The sequence below is a fragment of the Caulobacter sp. CCG-8 genome, from assembly GCF_037402475.1.
Classification (GTDB): domain Bacteria; phylum Pseudomonadota; class Alphaproteobacteria; order Caulobacterales; family Caulobacteraceae; genus Caulobacter.
Window position 1 is genome coordinate 18372 of record NZ_JBBEUD010000008.1, and the last position, 15636, is coordinate 34007.

Below are 15636 nucleotides of genomic sequence, written 5' to 3' on the forward strand. Positions count from 1 at the left end.
CCATGGCCACCACGGCTAAGACCAAAGCCAGGAAGACATCGACGCGCGCGGCCACCAAGGCCGCCGCCGCGCCCAGGACCGCCGGGCCGGACGCCATCTCCCTGCTTATCGCCGACCATCGAGAAGTCGATGACTATTTCGACCAATACGAAACCCTCACCGACGACGCGGCCAAGAAGGCGTTGGCTGACAAGATCTGCCTGGCGCTGAAAGTGCACGCCCAGATCGAGGAAGAATTCTTCTATCCCCCGGCCCGCGAGGAGACCGGCGACGGCGACCTCATCGACGAGGCCATCGTCGAACACATGGGCGCCAAGACCCTGATCGCCCAGATCGAGGCCGGCGCCCCCGGCCAACCGCTTTACGACGCCAAGGTCAAGGTGCTGGGCGAGCAGGTCCGCCACCACGTCAAGGAGGAAGAGGAAGAGCTCTTCCCCGAGGTGCGCCAGACCAAGATCGATCTGGACGCCCTGGGCGCCAGGCTCGCCGCCCGCAAGGCCGAACTGATGGCTTTGCTCGCCGTCCCTCCGGTCCTGGCCTGAACGCCCCTTCCCTTTCATGACGAGCGCCCGCGCTCGAAGGACATCCCATGGCCAAGAGCCCCTCGAAGACCATCCCCAAGTCCCCGGCGAACCCCACGTCCCCCGCGAACGGCGCCCAGGACCGCAACGGCGCCGTCGGCGAAACCCTGGTCGCGCCGGGCGGCGAGTTGCACCAGCAGGCCGGCGAACCGGCAAGCCAATTGACCACCAACCAAGGCGTGCCGATCGCCGACAACCAGAATTCGCTGACGGCCGGCGCGCGGGGCCCGGTTCTCCTGCAGGATTTCATCCTGCGCGAGAAGATCATGCACTTCGACCACGAGCGCATTCCCGAGCGCGTGGTCCATGCCCGCGGCTCGGCCGCGCACGGGTTCTTCGAGTGCCTGGACTCGGCGGCCGACGTCACCAGCGCAGACTTCCTGCAGCGGCCCGGCGAACGCATCCCCGTTTTCACCCGCTTTTCGACCGTCGCCGGCAACAAGGGCTCGATGGACCTTGCCCGCGACGTGCGCGGCTTCGCGGTTAAGTTCTACACCCAGCAGGGCAACTTCGATCTCGTCGGCAACAACATCCCGGTGTTCTTCATCCAGGACGCGATCAAGTTCCCCGACCTGATCCATGCGGCCAAGCCCGATCCCGACCGGGAGTTCCCGCAGGCGCAGACCGCGCACGACACCTTCTGGGACTACATCTCGCTGACGCCCGAGAGCATGCACATGATCATGTGGATCATGTCGGACCGGACGATCCCGCGCTCCTATCGAATGATGGAGGGCTTCGGGGTCCATACCTTCCGGCTGGTCAACGCCGCCGGAGCCTCGACCTTCGTCAAGTTCCACTGGCGGCCCAAGCTGAACGCCCAGTCGGTGGTCTGGGACGAGGCCGTCAAGATCAACGGCGCCGACCCGGACTTCCACCGCCGCGACCTCTGGGAAGCCATCGACACCGGCGATTTCCCTGAGTGGGAATTCTGTCTTCAGACCTTCACCCAGGAACAGGCCGACGCTCTGCCTTTCGACGTCCTGGACGCGACCAAGGTCATTCCCGAAGAGGTCATCCCGCTGCGGGTGGTCGGGCGCGTGGTGCTGGATCGCAACCCCGACAACTTCTTCGCCGAGACCGAGCAGGTCGCCTATTGCGCCTCGCACGTCGTGCCCGGCATCGACTTCACCAACGACCCGCTGCTGCAGGGGCGGCTGTTCTCATATCAAGACACCCAGCTCAAGCGCCTTGGCTCGCCCAACTTCCATCAGATCCCGATCAACCAGCCCAAATGTCCGTTCCACAACCTGCAGCGCGACGGCCACATGCAGATGGGCGTCCCCAAGGGCCAGGTGAACTACGAGCCGTCCAGCCTCGGCGCGGACGTGGCGCGGGAGTCGCTCGAGACCGGCTACCGCACCTTCCCCGCACCCGAGACCGGCGAGCAACTGCGCGTGCGGCCCGAGACCTTCGCCGACCACTTCACCCAGGCCCGGATGTTCTTCTTCAGCCAGACCGAGCCCGAGCGGAATCACATCGTCGCGGCCCTGATCTTCGAGTTGAGCCGCTGTGAGGTGGCCGCCGTTCGCGAGGCGATGCTCTCGCGCCTGGCCAATATCGACGAGACGTTGGCCCTTCGCGTGGCGGCCGGTCTTGGCCGGGCCGGCGACATCACGCCCGCGCCAGCCTTGGTCCCGGCCGCGGAGATGGAGTTGTCCCCGGCGCTCAGCATCCTCGCCAAGGCCGCCCCGGGGTTGATCGGTCGAAAGGTCGGCTGCCTGGTGACCGACGGCGTGAATGACGCCCTGCTGGCGCAGGTCCGTGAGGCGGTGGCCGCGGCCGGCGCCAAACTCGCCATCGTCGCCCCGACGATCACCGGCGTGGTGACGGCGGGCGGAGAACGCGTCCCCGCCGACTTCCGCGTGGACGGCGGCCCTTCGGTGCTGTTCGACGCCGTCGTGCTGCTGCCCTCGGACGAAGGGGGCGCGGCGCTGGCGTTGGAGGCCACGGCCGTCAACTTCGTACGCGATGCGTTCGGGCACCTGAAGGTCATCGCCTACCTTCCGTCCGCTACGCCCCTTTTCGTCAAGGGCGGGCTGTCGGACGCCAATCCTGACGCCGACATCGGGCTGATCACCCTGCCGAAAGCCTCGATCGCCGACTTCATCGCGGCGGCCGAAGCGGGACGTGTGTGGGCGCGTGAACCTCTGGTGCGCAAGGTCTTCTAGGCGTCAGAACGTCGAAGCCCCATGCGCCGTCGTGCGTATGGGGCAAGCCCTAGAGCATGATAGGACGCTAGCCGCTGTCGTTGAACGCCCGTCGATCATCGTTTCCAACCCAGATCAACGCGGACCTCTCGACGGTCGGCTACGAGATCGCGGAAGTCAGCCATGTCGCCGAAGATCGGATCGATCGCCACGTGGTCGCGTACGTCGGAGCCGAAATCGCGCATCGGCGAGCGATAGAACGGCGACAGCCAAAGCGCGTCCACGTCCAGATCGACCAGATAGTCAAAGCGGCGCACCACGCCACGGAGGTCACCGATTCCATCCCCGTTCGTGTCCTGGAACGAGCGCGGGTAGATTTGATAGATCACCGCGTACTTCCACCATACTTCGGCGCGTACAGCCTTCTCTGGCGCCATCCCCTGCGCCAAGCTTGGGCGCGCCAGAACAACAAACCCGACCGCGCCTGGCGGTCGCGCTCGATCACCAGAGCCTGTCGCTAACCCTCCAGCGGCCTTGCGGTTCAACGCTGGCGCAACTGCGGTGGAACACGCCAGCGCCCCAGCGGTTAGAGCCTCCGAGCCAATTGGGGGCCCCATGTCCAAGTATAGGCCGATCAACCCACCCGCCGTGGTCGGAGCCGGACGTCGAGAGTTGCCGGCCTATGTCTCCAACGGCCTCATCGGCCTGCGCGTTCGTGACGTACCGCTGACCACGGGCATGACTTTGCTCAGCGGCTATAGCGGCGAGCATTATGAGCGTCAGATCGAGGCCGCCGCCGTCGCGCCCTACCCGATCGCCGGGGACATCGCCCTGGACGGCGCCTGGTTGTCGGACATGCCCCATCAGGTCTTCGATCTGCAGCAGGTCTACGACTTCTCGGCGGGCGAACTGACCAGCCGGTTCACGTTCCAGGCCGAGGGCTTCACCGCCCAGGTCGAGGTCCTGACTTTCTGCAGCCGCACCGATCCGACGCTTGTATGCCAAGAGGTCAGCGTCAAACTCGACAAGGCCTGCAGCCTGGGCCTTCGCGCCATCGTCGACGCCAGCGGCGCCGACGGTCGCGCTCTCAGGCACAGCCGTGTGACCCCCGGCGAGCCCGAGCCCGCCACCGACGGAACCTTGCTTTGGGAGTCGGCCGGCGCTCTCTCCACCTGCGGGGTCGCCTTCGTCACCGAGCTGCTGGGCGCGGGCGATCGGGAAGCCACGCATCCGAAGTTGCGCGATCACCGGCTGGTCACTGAGTACGGCTTTCGCGCGCGAGCCGGGCGAACGGTGCGCCTGCGCCAAATCGCCAGTCTCGTGCCGTCGGCCCTCCATGCCCTGCCCGACCAGCAGGCCGCGCGCCTGGCGGCCAAGGCGGCCAGCGACGGGTTCGACAAGATCCGCCGGCAGAACCGCGCGGTCTGGAACGAGCTGTGGAAAGGCCGCATCCGCCTGGAGGGCGCCGGAGACCGCTGGCAGGGACTGGCTGACGCGGCCTTCTTCTATCTCAACAGCTCGGTTCATGCCTCGTCGCCCGCCTCGACCTCGATCTTCGGCTTGGCCACCTGGCACGACTACCACTACTATTTTGGCCATGTGATGTGGGACATCGAGGCCTTTGCGGTCCCGGCCTTGTGCATGGTCCAGCCTGATGCGGCCGAGGCGCTGCTCGATTATCGGTCCTCGCGGCTCGAAGCCGCCCGTCAGAACGCGAAGCTGATGGGCCGCCGCGGTCTCCAGTTCCCCTGGGAAAGCGCCCCGACAAGCGGCCAGGAGGCCGCGCCGCTCCCCGGCACGGCGGCTTGGCACGAGGACCATGTCTCGCTCGACGTGGCGCGCGCCTTCGCGTTTTATGCCGACGTCACCGGTGATCGGGAGTTCCTGCGCACCAAAGTCTGGCCGGTGCTGGCCGGGGTCAGCGAGTGGATCACCACGCGGGTGACCAGGACCCGCGAGGGCTATGCCATCAACGCGTCCATGGGCATCGCCGAGCGCGAGAACCCGGTCGACAACGCCGCCTTCACCAACATGGGCTCCGTGGTGGTGCTGCGTAAGGCCATCCGCGTCGCGGCCGATCTAGGCCTGCCAGCCGATCCGGCCTGGGAAAAGATCGCCGAAGGCATAGCCATCCCCATGCGCGGCAAGGCGGTGATCTCGCACGACGCCTATCGCGTCGACGAAGAGAAGGGCGCCACGCCTGACCCGCTGATGGGCCTTTTTCCGTTCGGCTATCCGTTGGCGCCCGCGGAGGAGAAAGCCACTCTCGAGCTTTATCTGGGGATGGCGCAGGACTATATCGGCAGCCCGATGCTTTCGGCGCTTTACGGCGCCTGGGCCGCGCGGCTGGGCGACCGCCCGCTCGCTCTCAAGCTGCTGGACGAAGGCTATGGGCAGTTCTGCACCGGACGGTTTCTACAGACCTTGGAATACCGCGCCGACCGTTTTCCCGAACAGCCGCAGGCAGGGCCCTTCTTCGCCAACATCGGCGGGTTTCTGACCGGCCTGCTGTTCGGGTTTACGGGTCTGCGGGCTGGGCCCGATGCGCTCGAGACGTGGATCGAGCGCGAGGTGGTTCTGCCCGACGGGTGGACGGCCATTGAGGTCGATCGCCTATGGATCCGTGGGATGGCGACCCGGCTGTCCGCGCGGCAAGGTGAGAGGGCCCGCCTCGAACCTCTGTGATCCGTCGCATCGGTGTTGCGCCACGAGCTGACGTTGGCCCAGCTCCGGCAATTGGACCTTAAAGGCGCGTCGTTGCGCCGAGCCGATCCTCAAGGACGCTGCGTTGCGTATTGCCTTCCACATAAAGGCCGAGCATCGTCGCGCCATTCCTTGAAGTGGGCTTGAGCGTGACGGAAATCGCTGACGACATTGCGGCGATCGCCTCGATCGGGCTTGTTCCCAGAATTCTACAGAACATATGCCGCCTGACCGGTATGGGGTATGCGGTCGTCGCTCGGGTCACGGCCGATCGTTGGGTCGCCTGCGCGGTGGCTGACGACATAAACTTTGGCTTGCCGGTCGGCGGCGAGCTGAAGGTCGAGACGACGCTTTGCGGCGAAATTCGCGACCATCACCGATCAGTCGTGATCGACCACGTCGCGGCCGACCCGGTCTATAGCAACCATCCCACACCTGCGATGTATGGACTGCAAAGCTACATCGCCGTCCCCATTTTCCGCCGCGGCGAGTTCTTTGGCACCCTGTGCGCAATTGATCCGGCGCCGGCTCCGCTGACGGATCGCGACGCGCAGGAGACCTTCGAGATCTTCGCGGAATTAATCGGCCAGAAGCTAGCGGATCAGCAGCAGCTGGCGTTGAGCCAGGCGGCGCTGTCAGATGAACGGGCCGGTTCTGAACTGCGCGAGCAGTTCATCGCCGTGCTCGGCCACGACCTGCGCAACCCGTTGGCCGCCATCGAGGGCGGCGTGCGCCTTCTGCGCAAAGACCCGACCGGGCCGAAGAGCGGCTGGATCCTCGGGCAGATGGAGACGAGCACCGCGCGAATGGCCGGCCTGATTTCTGACGTAATGGATTTCACACGCGCCCGTCTGGGCGGCGGCTTCAATGTCGATCTTTCTCTCGAAAACGACGTCGGGTCCGCACTGCTCGATGTCGTGTCTGAGCTTCGGACCGCCCATCCCGAACGGATCATCGAGGCTGACGTCGACATTCCCACGCCGGTGCCGGCCGACCCCGCCCGATTAGCTCAGCTCCTTTCGAACCTTTTGGCCAATGCGTTGACCCATGGCGCCGGAGACGCGCCCGTTTCGGTCGAGGCCAAGATTGTGAACGGCGTGTTCGAGCTCTCCGTGGCCAATCAAGGTCCGCCGATCCCTAGAGAAACGCTTGCCCGTCTTTTCCAGCCGTTCGAGCGGGCCGCGGCCAAGCCGACACAGCAGGGCCTTGGGCTTGGCCTTTACATCGCGTCCGAAATCGCGCGCGCCCACAATGGGAACCTGAGGGCCAGTTCGGATGCGACCAAGACGCGCTTTACCTTTCGCATGCCGCTCGAGAACTAGCGCGACCACTCAGATGCGTGTGCCGCCCCCCCAACCAGCTTGTTGGTGGACTGTGGCCGACCCGCGCCATTAGCGGACATTGGCTCACCTCCCGGAAGCCGCCCTCCGTGCGGCCTAAACTGAAAGTACGCAAAGACGAGAACGTCGATCGAAACGCTGATGCCGCACTGACGATCGCCGCAGGTCTTACGTCAGGACCGATGGACCATTCTCCCGTCATCCACCGCAGAGAAAGGTTCTCCCCATGCTTTCGAAGACCACGATCCGCCCCGCCGTCGTCCTGGGCGCCGGCGCCGCGACCTTGCTGCTCCTGACCGGCGCCGCCCTCGCCCAACCGCGAGCCCAGGCCGCGAGCGCCAGCTTTGCGCGCGCCGCCGAACGGGTGGAAGCGCAAGGCTTCACCATCCTGGAAATGGACCGCGACCGGAAGGGCTTCGACGTCGAGGCCGTGGCGCGTGACGGCCAACGCATGGAGCTCGACGTCGCCGCCGACGGCGCGATCCTTCGCCAGCGACCCGACCACTGATCTCTTGCGCCCGACGCCTCGGCGTCGGGCGCCCTAGCCCTGGGCGGCCGCGATGATCGCCAGAAAGCTGTCGGCGCGCAGCGAGGCGCCGCCCACCAGCACGCCGCCCACCTCGGGCGCGGCCAGGATCGCCGCCGCGCTGTCGGCCGTGACCGAGCCGCCATAGAGGATCGACGCCCGGCCGGCGTCGGGTCCCATGTCCAGCAGTTCTTCCCGGATCGCCTGATGCATCGTGGCGATGTCGCCTTCCGAGGCCCGCGCGCCCGTGCCGATCGCCCAGACCGGTTCATAGGCCACCGCGATCGCGCGCCCCGCCGGGACCGGCGGCAGCGAGCCTCGCAGCTGGCGGCGCACCACCTCCAGGGCCCGTCCGTCCTCGCGCTCGTTCCACCGTTCGCCGACGCAGACGATCGGCTGGAGCCCCGCCTCGAAGGCCGCCAGGACCTTGCGCGCCACCAGGGCGTCGCTCTCGTCGCGTCCCCAGCGCCGTTCGGAATGACCCAGGATCACCAGCCGCGCGCCGGCCTCGGCCAGCAAGGCGGCCGAGACCTCGCCCGTGAAGGCGCCGGAGGCCTCGACATGGCAGTCCTGGCCGCCCGTCAGGACCCCCGAGCCCCGCACCTGTTCAGACACCCTGTGCAGCAGCGTGGCCGGCGGACAGATCGCGACCGTCGGCCCGGAGATCTTGCCGGCCAGGGCGGCCGCCACTGTCGCGGCTTCCCGCAACGGGTCGGGACCGCCGTTCATTTTCCAGTTGCCGGCCACCAGGCGCGACGAAGCGGGCGTCGAAATCGCCATGGGTCGTCTCTCGATGTCGGGGAAGAGCGGACGTGACAAGGCCCGGACGTCACGGGGACGCCCGGGCCTCGCGCGAGGTCTAGAAGGTGTAGGACAGGCCGAAGCGGTAGGAGCGGCCGTAGGTCTCGGACTCCGCGAAGCGGCTGCGGGTCTGGTAGTAGTAGTAGTCGGTCGCGTCGTTGAGGTTGTTGCCCTCGGCGAAGATCTCGACCTTGTTGATCCGATAGGCCACGCGGGCGCTGAGCGTGGTGACCTTGTCGAAATAGATGTCGCTGGCCCCGGTGGCGTCGCCGGTGTTCAGCTCGAACAGGTAGGCCGAGCGGTAGGTGTAGGCCAGGCGGGCCGAGAAGTTGTACTTCTCGTAGTACAGCTGGGCGCTGGCCAGTCGCTTGGACTGGTTGGGCAGCTGGATCTTCCGCGAGCGGTCCGGCACGTTCATCTTGCCGTCGACCAGGGTGGCGTTGAAGTTCACGCCCAGGCCGTCGAACGGCGACGGCAGGAAGGTCAGCGGCTTCTGGACGTTGAACTCCAGGCCCGTGACCCGCGCCTTGTCGCCGTTGGTCATCTGGGTGACGTCGGCGTTGACCAGGGCCACGCCGCCGAAGGTGCCGCTCTCCGTGACCGTCGACGAGAAGATCGGGTTCTCGATCCGCTTGTGGAACAGGCCCAGCGAGATGCCGCCTTCACCGGCGAAGTAGTATTCCAGCGAGGCGTCGAAATTGACGGCCTTCTGCGGCTGCAGGTCGGGGTTGCCGAGCGTGACCTCGTTGTCGGCGGCGCTGACCGCCAGGGTCGGCGCCAGGTCCGCGTAGTTCGGGCGGCCCAGAGCCGTGGTCACCGCGGCGCGGGTCAGCAGGCGCTCGGAGATGTTGTACTTCAGGTTCACGCTGGGGAACCAGTCGGTGTAGTCGTACGCGCCGAACTGGTTGTAGGTGTCGTTGACCGTCGAGGTCGGCGTCACGGCGATGGCCGAGGTCTTGCCCTCGGTGTGCTCGACCCGCACGCCCGGGATGACGGTCAGGTCGCCCCGCGTCAGGCTGGCCATGCCGTAGCCGGCGGTGATCTTCTCGACGACCTTGAAGTCCGAACCCAGGGTCTCGATCAGGCGATCGGTGGCGGAGTCGGTGAACAGCCCCTTGTTGGCGTCGAAATAGGCTCGGGCCAAATTGTAGTCGACGGTCGGGCCGAACGCGAAGCGACCCTTGTAGACGGTGGGGATGGTCGCGTCGGTCTCGCCCACCAGGGTCTCGCCGTTGCCGCGCGTATAGACGTGGCCGTTGGCGTCGGTGAACTTGTCGCGATCCAGGTACTTGGCGCCGAATTTCAGGTAGCTGCCCTCGCCCCAGGCGTCCATCGGCAGCTTGTAGTCGACCCGCGCCTGGTTGAGGTTCTCCTCGGCGCGGCGGCTGACTTGCTTGTACTGGCGCAGGTTGTAGGTGCTGGCCGCCAGGGCCGAGGTTCCGGCCGTCAGGCTGTCGGGCAGGCCCACGGTGCCGGTGAAGGCGCCGGTCAGGGTTCCGGTCGAGCGGTAGTCGAACTCGTCGCGGATCGGGTCCTTCTTCTCCGACAGGGCGTGGGTGCCCTGGACGGTCAGCACGCCCTTGCCGACATTGAAGTCGCCGCCGAAGGCCAGGGTGGTGGTGTCGGTGATCTCGTTGCGCAGACGCACCAGGTGCCGCGCGGTCGTCGAGGTGATCACCCCGCCGTCGGCGTTGAGCGAGGAATAGCTGCCGGCCGATCCCGGGAAGAAGAAGCGGAAGCGATCGCGCGTCTCGTTGTCGTCGAACTTGGAATACATCAGGCGGGCGTACAGCTTGACGTCGTCGTTCGGCCGCCAGTCGAAGTTGGCCACCGCGCCCGAGCGCTTGCGGACCGCGGGGCTGTACGAACGCATGTCCAGTTCGGCGGGCAGGTCGACGCCGCCGACGATCTGGCGGCTGCCGGCCAGCACGTCGTCCGACACCGACGGACGCTTGGAATAGTTGCCGGCCAGGACCAGGCCGAACTGGCGATCGGGGCCGAACTTGCCGCCGACCGAGACGTCGCCTTCGGTGCCCTTGGCGTCGGTGGCCTCGAACGTGCCGCGCACGATGCGGGCGCTGAGGATGTTCTTGTTCCGGTCGAAGGCGGTCAGGGTGTTGATGTCGACCTGGCCGGCGATGGCGTTGGCGTCGAGGTCCGGCGTCAGCGACTTGATCACCGTGACCGAGCCGATCAGGGCCGAGGGGATGTCGTCCAGCTTGACGTTCCGCGACTCCGGCTCGGGCGCCGAGGCGGTCTGGTTGTTGATCGTCACGTTGGCCAGGTTGGGCTCGATGCCCCGGATGATCAGGTAGCGGCCTTCACCCTTGTCCGTGGCCACCGACACCCCCGACAGGCGACGGACGGCTTCGGCGACGTTCTGGTCGGGCAGCTTGCCCACGTCGTTGGCCGAAACGACTTCGACGGCGCTGACGGCGTCCCGCTTCTTCAGCAGCGAGTCGCGATCCGAGGCGCGTTGGCCGGTCACCACGACTTCTTCGACCGTCGTGGTGGCGGCTTCCTGCGCGGCGGCCATGCACGGCGCCACGATGCAGGAGCTCAGCAGCAGCGCGCCAATTAGATTCCTGGATGCCATGGTCGTCACCCTCCCCTTCTGTTCGCCGACTCTCCGCAACGGCGCCATTGGGCGCTCTGGGCCGACGACCAGACACTACGAACAGATTTTCTATTTTGCAAGTGAGATAGAAAATTTCGTGCAGTTTTCCATTTCGACCGTTCATTCCAACACGGTCGTTCACCGCGGCCCTACACGACGTCGGCCGCCCGCGCCCTCCAGAGGATCGATACGGCCAGGCCGCCCAGGTCCGAACGCCCCAGGCTGAGTTCGCCCGCCGAGGCCTCGACCAGATCGCGGACGATCGCCAGGCCCAGGCCGTGGCCCGGTCCGGCCTCGTCAAGCCGTCCGCCCCGCATCAGGGCCGCTTCCGCCCGCCCCTCCTCCATGCCCGGCCCGTCGTCGTCGATGGACAGGCGCACCCCGCCGTCGGTCACGACGCCCGCCACTCGCACCTGCCGGCGGGCGAAACGGGCGGCGTTCTCGATCAGGGCGCCGAGCATTTCGGTCAGCACGTCCTCCGCCACCGGCGCGCTCAGGGTCTCGTCGAGCTCGACGTCGAAGATCAGCCGCTCGCCCTCGGCCGTGCGCTCGACCACCGCCACCAGGCGTTCGGCCACCGCCAGGGGCGAGGCCTGGGCGTGAAGGGTGGTTTCGCGCGCGGCGGCGGCGCGGGCCCGCGCCAGCTCGGTCTCCAGCGCCGCCGCCATGGCCTCGATGGCGCGGTCCAGGCCGTCGGCGGCGTCGACCGCCCCGGCGGCCCGGGCCCGGCGGCTCTGGGCCGACAGGGCGGCCAGCGGGGTCTTCAGGCTATGGGCCAGGTCGCCGGCCCGGCGGCGGGCGCGCGCCAGATCGGCCTCGCGGGCCTGGGCCAGGTCGTTGATGGCGCCGATCAGGGGCGCGATCTCGCGCGGATGGTCATCGGCCATGCGGGCCGAAGGGCTGCCGCGCAGCCGGGCCAGGTCGGCGCGGATCCGGGTCAGGGGCGACAGGCCCAGCACCACCTGCACGGTGGCCGCCGCCGACAGCACCAGCCACAGCCCGCCCAGGAAGATGGCGAGGTCGCGGCCGAACTCGGCGCGGGCGGCGCGCAGGGCCTTCTCCTCGCTGGCCACCTGGACCAGCACGGCGGGGCCGGCATGGTCGGGCCGAACGCGGCGCTCGACCAGCAGGATGCGGTCGTCGAACGGTCCGGCGGCGATCCGCGCGCGCCAGGTCTCGGCCGGTGCCTCGGCCGGCGGCTTCAGGGCCTGGTCCCAGAGCGAGCGCGACCGCACCGCCCCCGCCGCCGTCGACACCTGCCAGTAGAGGCCGCCGGCCGGGGTCTCCAGGCGCGGATCGGCGGGCGCGGCGGCGACCACCGGCTTGCCGGCCGGATCGACCGACAGCCCGGCCACCAGGTTCAGGGCCACGCGGGTCAGTTCGTCGGTCTCGCGGCGCTCGATGTGGCGCTCGAACAGCCAGGTCATGGCCAGCCAGGCCACGGCCAGCGCGACCAGGACGGCCATGGCTCCGCCGAGGATCAGGCGCAGACGGAGCGAGCCGGCCTTCACGGGCGAACCTTCATGCGGTCGCGCCGCCCAGCTGGTAGCCGAAGCCCCGGCGGGTCTCGATCACCTCGGGCCCGACCTTGCGCCGCAGCCGCACCACCAGGGCCTCGATGGCGTTGGCGTCGCCGCTGTCGGCCACGCCGTACAGCTGCTCGGCCAGCTCGCCCGCCGACACCGCCCGCCCCGGCTGGTGGGCCAGGCAGTCGAGCAGGCGGAACTCCAGCGGCGACAGCCGCACGGGCGCGCCGTCGATGGTCGCCGACATCCGCCGGGTGTCGAGCGCCAGGCGACCGATCTCGATCACCGGCGACACCCGGCCCGCCGCGCGACGCACCAGGCCGCGCAGCCGCGCCAGCAGTTCGCCCATCTCGAACGGCTTGGCCAGGTAGTCGTCGGCGCCGGCCTCGATCCCCTCGACCTTTTCGGTCCAGTCGCCGCGCGCCGACAGGATCAGCACGGGAAAGGCCCGTCCGTCGGCCCGCCAGCGGCGCAGCACCGACAGGCCGTCCAGGCGCGGCAGGCCCAGGTCCAGCACCACGACGGCGTAGTCCTCGACGCTGCCCTTGAACGAAGCGTCCTCGCCGTCGCGCGCCAGGTCGACCACGAAGCCGGCGGCGCTCAGCGCCTTGACCAGGTCGGGCCCGACGACGGGATCATCCTCGACGACCAGCGCCCGCATCAGTCGTTCTCGATCTTCAGCACCGTCCCGGTGCGGGCGTCGATGTCCAGTTCGCGGACCCGGCCGTTGCGGCCGAGGATCTTGACCTCGTAGACCAGCTTGCCGTCGTCGTCCTCGAGCTCGACCTTCAGCACGTCGCCGGGGGCGCGCTGTTCGGCGATGGCCAGGATGCGGGTCAGCGGCAGCACCTGTCCCCGGGCCAGGGCGGTGCGCGCGGCCTCGTGGTCCTTGCTCTTGTGGTCGTCCGCCCAGGCGGCGGCGGGGACCGCGGCGGCGAGCGACAGGGCCAGGACGGCGACGAGGCGTGAGGTGAGGTGCGGTTTCATGGGGCCCAGGATTCCATGGCCATCCTGACACCGCCCTGACGAACCGCAACGGCCGGATGTCAGGCGCGCACAGACAAAGCTTCTCCAGGGACGCGGAAGGGCCGCGTGGGGAAGACCGACATGACCGCAAGATCCTTCGCCGTTCTGGCGGCCGGCCTGATTTCGACGGGCGCCGTCACCCAGGCCCAGGCGGCCCAGGACGCGGTCACGCCCTACCCCGCCGCCTATTTCGCCGACGCCCAGCCCTATTCGGCCTTCGACATGGTCAGCCGCCTCCCCGGCTTCGGCTTCGACGGCGGCGACAGCGACATGCGCGGCTTTTCCGGCGCGACCGGCAACGTCCTGATCGACGGCCAGCGGCCGACCAGCAAGTCCGAGAGCCTGGAGACCATCCTGCGCCGCATACCCGCCCGCTCGGTCGTTCGCGTCGAACTGATCCGCGCCGGCGCCGCGGGCGTCGACATGCAGGGCCGGGGCCTGATCGCCAATGTCGTGCGGGTGCGCGAAACCACGACTCGCGGCCGGCTGGAGGCGTCGAGCGCCTTCCACCCCGACGGCGTCATCGCCCCGCGCCTGGCCGGCGAGGTGTCGCGGCGACGCGGCGACCGGCTGCTGGAGCTGTCGGCCTCGATCGGCCGCACGGTCGACGACGAGAAGGGTCAGGGTCCGCTCATCCGGACGCGTCCGGACGGAACCCTCCAGCGGGACGCCCTCTATCGCGAGGACAAGGGCGCCCGCGTGGCCGAAACGGCGGTGGGCTACGAGCGCCGGGCGCTGGGCGGGAAACTGCGGCTGGACGCCAATCTGAGGAATGAGAAGACGCGCGCGGACATCCTGGAAACCGAGCGCGCGCCCGACGCGTCGGTCGAGGCCGTGGTCGAACGCGAGCATGTCCAGGAGACCGAGTTGGGCGGCCGCTTCGAGCGCCCCGTGTCCTCGCGCTGGACCCTGGAGGCGCAAGCCCTGCGCCACGCCACCCGCACGCGGGCCGGCGACCATGCGGTCGAGGGAACGGAGACCTCGACGACCCGTCTGTCGTCGGAGGCCGGCGAGACCATCGCCCGCGTCCTGCTGCGCCGGGACGCCGCGACGGTCACCCTGGAGCTGGGCGGAGAGGCGGCGCTGAACAGCCTCGACAGCCGCTCGGCGCTCGAGGAGAACGGCCAGGCGATCGCCCTGCCCTCCGCCAATGTCCGGGTCGAGGAACGGCGGAGCGAAGCCTTCGCCACGGCGACCTGGCGCGCGCGCCCGGCGCTGACGATCGAGGCCGGCGCCCGCGTCGAGGCCTCGCGCCTGCGCCAGACCGGCGACAGCCAGATGGAGAAGACCTTCCTCTACCCCAAGCCTCGCCTGCAAGTGACCTGGGCCCGCGACGCGCGTCACCAGCTGCGGTTCGAACTGGAGCGCCGCGTGGGTCAGCTGGACTTCGAGGATTTCGTCAGCTCGACCTCCCTGACCTCCAACACGGTGACCGCCGGCAATCCCGATCTCGAGCCGGACAAGACCTGGCGACTGGCCGCCACCTGGGAACGGCGCTTCGGACAGGCCGGCGCGATCGTGCTGACCGCCCGGCACGACGAGATCACCGACGCCATCGACCGCGTGCCGATCGTCGGCCCCGGCTACGCCTTCGACGCGCCGGGCAATATAGGCCACGCCACGCGCGACGAGATCGCCCTGAACCTCAGCCTGCCGCTGGATGTCCTGATCCCCGGCGGTCTGTTGAAGGCCGACGTCGTCGCGCGTCGCAGCCGTGTCGTCGATCTCGCCACCGGCGCGCGGCGCGGCCTGTCGGACGAACCTGCCCTGGAAGGCGCCCTGCACTTCACCCAGGACCTGCCCGCCCGCCGCATGCGGTGGGGCGTCGACGCGGTGATGGGCGAGGAAAAGCGGGAGTATCGCTTCGACGAAGTGCGGACCGACAAGGTCGCCGCGCGCTGGTCCGCCTTTCTCGAGATGCGCCCCGCCCCCGCCTGGAATCTGCGTCTGGAGGTCGACAACCTGACCAGCGGCGCGGTGGACCGCCGGCGCGAACAGTATGCGGGCCTGCGCGGCGGGGCGCCGCTGAAGCGTGTCGAGACCCGGAGCATGGATCACGGAGCGTTCGCCGGCGTGACCCTGCAGCGGTCGTTCGGCGGCTAGGCCGCCTTGCGCGCCGCCCCGCCCATCGCCCGCCAGCGCTCGCGCTTGGCCAAGGCCCGTTCCAGGGTCGAGCGCTTGACCGGCAGGCCCTTGCGCAGCTTCACCCAGGTGAACTCGCTGATCCCGAACACGTCGAACAGATAGCGGTCGGTGATGGCCGGAAGGCTCGCGCGCAGGTCGGCGAACTCTTCGGCGGTGACGGTGACAAGGTCGAGCATGGCGATCGGTCCTCTTGGCGCATGCGGGATCGACGAGCGGCCGGG

Annotated in this window: 13 protein-coding genes; 6 read left to right on the forward strand and 7 right to left on the reverse strand. The window is 68.5% G+C overall.

All coding sequences use genetic code 11. From position 1 onward, the window contains the following. Positions 1–2: 2 nt before the first annotated feature. Positions 3–542, forward strand: a complete 540-nt coding sequence (locus WAE60_RS09485) for a hemerythrin domain-containing protein (RefSeq protein ID WP_337685937.1) — start codon at positions 3–5, stop codon at positions 540–542. Positions 543–589: 47 nt separating this feature from the next. Continuing rightward, complete coding sequence (locus WAE60_RS09490) at positions 590–2752, forward strand: catalase (RefSeq protein ID WP_337685941.1); 2163 nt, start codon at positions 590–592, stop codon at positions 2750–2752. 95 nt (positions 2753–2847) lie between these two features. Here the strand turns inward: WAE60_RS09490 and WAE60_RS09495 are convergent, their stop codons facing one another. Next, a complete protein-coding gene (locus WAE60_RS09495) occupies positions 2848–3168 on the reverse strand; it encodes an alpha-amylase family glycosyl hydrolase (RefSeq protein ID WP_081916614.1) in 321 nt (106 codons plus the stop codon). 178 nt (positions 3169–3346) lie between these two features. Between WAE60_RS09495 and WAE60_RS09500 the strand changes: the two genes are divergently transcribed. The 3 genes from WAE60_RS09500 to WAE60_RS09510 all read left to right on the forward strand — a co-directional run bounded on the left by WAE60_RS09500 (position 3347) and on the right by WAE60_RS09510 (position 7282). Next, complete coding sequence (locus tag WAE60_RS09500) at positions 3347–5416, forward strand: glycoside hydrolase family 65 protein (RefSeq protein ID WP_337685942.1); 2070 nt, start codon at positions 3347–3349, stop codon at positions 5414–5416. 167 nt (positions 5417–5583) lie between these two features. Further along, positions 5584–6756, forward strand: a complete 1173-nt coding sequence (locus WAE60_RS09505; RefSeq protein WP_337686183.1) for a GAF domain-containing sensor histidine kinase — start codon at positions 5584–5586, stop codon at positions 6754–6756. A 244-nt stretch (positions 6757–7000) separates the two neighbouring features. After that, positions 7001–7282 (forward strand): PepSY domain-containing protein, encoded by a 282-nt coding sequence (locus WAE60_RS09510; RefSeq protein WP_029907504.1) that lies wholly within the window; start codon positions 7001–7003, stop codon positions 7280–7282. Between the two features lie 33 nt (positions 7283–7315). Here the strand turns inward: WAE60_RS09510 and tpiA are convergent, their stop codons facing one another. The 5 genes from tpiA to WAE60_RS09535 form a co-directional block, all read right to left on the reverse strand. Beyond that, positions 7316–8080: a triose-phosphate isomerase gene (gene tpiA / locus WAE60_RS09515; protein WP_029907505.1), complete on the reverse strand. Its 765-nt coding sequence runs from the start codon at positions 8078–8080 to the stop codon at positions 7316–7318. Between the two features lie 79 nt (positions 8081–8159). Beyond that, positions 8160–10697 carry a TonB-dependent receptor gene (locus WAE60_RS09520; RefSeq protein WP_337685944.1) on the reverse strand — a complete coding sequence of 846 codons (2538 nt, stop codon included), beginning with the start codon at positions 10695–10697 and terminating at the stop codon, positions 8160–8162. A 170-nt stretch (positions 10698–10867) separates the two neighbouring features. Next, positions 10868–12229, reverse strand: coding sequence for a sensor histidine kinase (locus WAE60_RS09525; RefSeq protein WP_029907508.1), 1362 nt, complete (start codon positions 12227–12229; stop codon positions 10868–10870). A gap of 10 nt (positions 12230–12239) precedes the next feature. Continuing rightward, positions 12240–12908, reverse strand: coding sequence for a response regulator transcription factor (locus WAE60_RS09530; protein WP_197026661.1), 669 nt, complete (start codon positions 12906–12908; stop codon positions 12240–12242). Continuing rightward, positions 12905–13231 (reverse strand): PepSY domain-containing protein, encoded by a 327-nt coding sequence (locus tag WAE60_RS09535; RefSeq protein WP_029907512.1) that lies wholly within the window; start codon positions 13229–13231, stop codon positions 12905–12907. Before WAE60_RS09535 ends, WAE60_RS09530 begins: the two co-directional genes overlap by 4 nt. A gap of 120 nt (positions 13232–13351) precedes the next feature. Between WAE60_RS09535 and WAE60_RS09540 the strand changes: the two genes are divergently transcribed. Continuing rightward, positions 13352–15373, forward strand: coding sequence for a TonB-dependent receptor (locus WAE60_RS09540; RefSeq protein WP_337685948.1), 2022 nt, complete (start codon positions 13352–13354; stop codon positions 15371–15373). On the opposite strand, the gene WAE60_RS09545 is transcribed toward WAE60_RS09540, so the two are convergent. Further along, positions 15370–15591, reverse strand: coding sequence for a hypothetical protein (locus WAE60_RS09545; RefSeq protein WP_029907515.1), 222 nt, complete (start codon positions 15589–15591; stop codon positions 15370–15372). The two genes, WAE60_RS09540 and WAE60_RS09545, sit on opposite strands and share 4 nt — an antisense overlap. Positions 15592–15636 lie beyond the last annotated feature (45 nt).

What these genes read in the sequence shown, in the direction of transcription:
- WAE60_RS09485 (WP_337685937.1), top strand. Translation starts at nt 3, where the DNA reads ATGGCCACCACGGCTAAGACCAAAGCCAGGAAGACATCGACGCGCGCG.
- WAE60_RS09490 (WP_337685941.1), top strand. Translation starts at nt 590, where the DNA reads ATGGCCAAGAGCCCCTCGAAGACCATCCCCAAGTCCCCGGCGAACCCC.
- WAE60_RS09495 (WP_081916614.1), bottom strand. Translation starts at nt 3,168, where the DNA reads ATGGCGCCAGAGAAGGCTGTACGCGCCGAAGTATGGTGGAAGTACGCG.
- WAE60_RS09500 (WP_337685942.1), top strand. Translation starts at nt 3,347, where the DNA reads ATGTCCAAGTATAGGCCGATCAACCCACCCGCCGTGGTCGGAGCCGGA.
- WAE60_RS09510 (WP_029907504.1), top strand. Translation starts at nt 7,001, where the DNA reads ATGCTTTCGAAGACCACGATCCGCCCCGCCGTCGTCCTGGGCGCCGGC.
- tpiA (WP_029907505.1), bottom strand. Translation starts at nt 8,080, where the DNA reads ATGGCGATTTCGACGCCCGCTTCGTCGCGCCTGGTGGCCGGCAACTGG.
- WAE60_RS09520 (WP_337685944.1), bottom strand. Translation starts at nt 10,697, where the DNA reads ATGGCATCCAGGAATCTAATTGGCGCGCTGCTGCTGAGCTCCTGCATC.
- WAE60_RS09535 (WP_029907512.1), bottom strand. Translation starts at nt 13,231, where the DNA reads ATGAAACCGCACCTCACCTCACGCCTCGTCGCCGTCCTGGCCCTGTCG.
- WAE60_RS09540 (WP_337685948.1), top strand. Translation starts at nt 13,352, where the DNA reads ATGACCGCAAGATCCTTCGCCGTTCTGGCGGCCGGCCTGATTTCGACG.
- WAE60_RS09545 (WP_029907515.1), bottom strand. Translation starts at nt 15,591, where the DNA reads ATGCTCGACCTTGTCACCGTCACCGCCGAAGAGTTCGCCGACCTGCGC.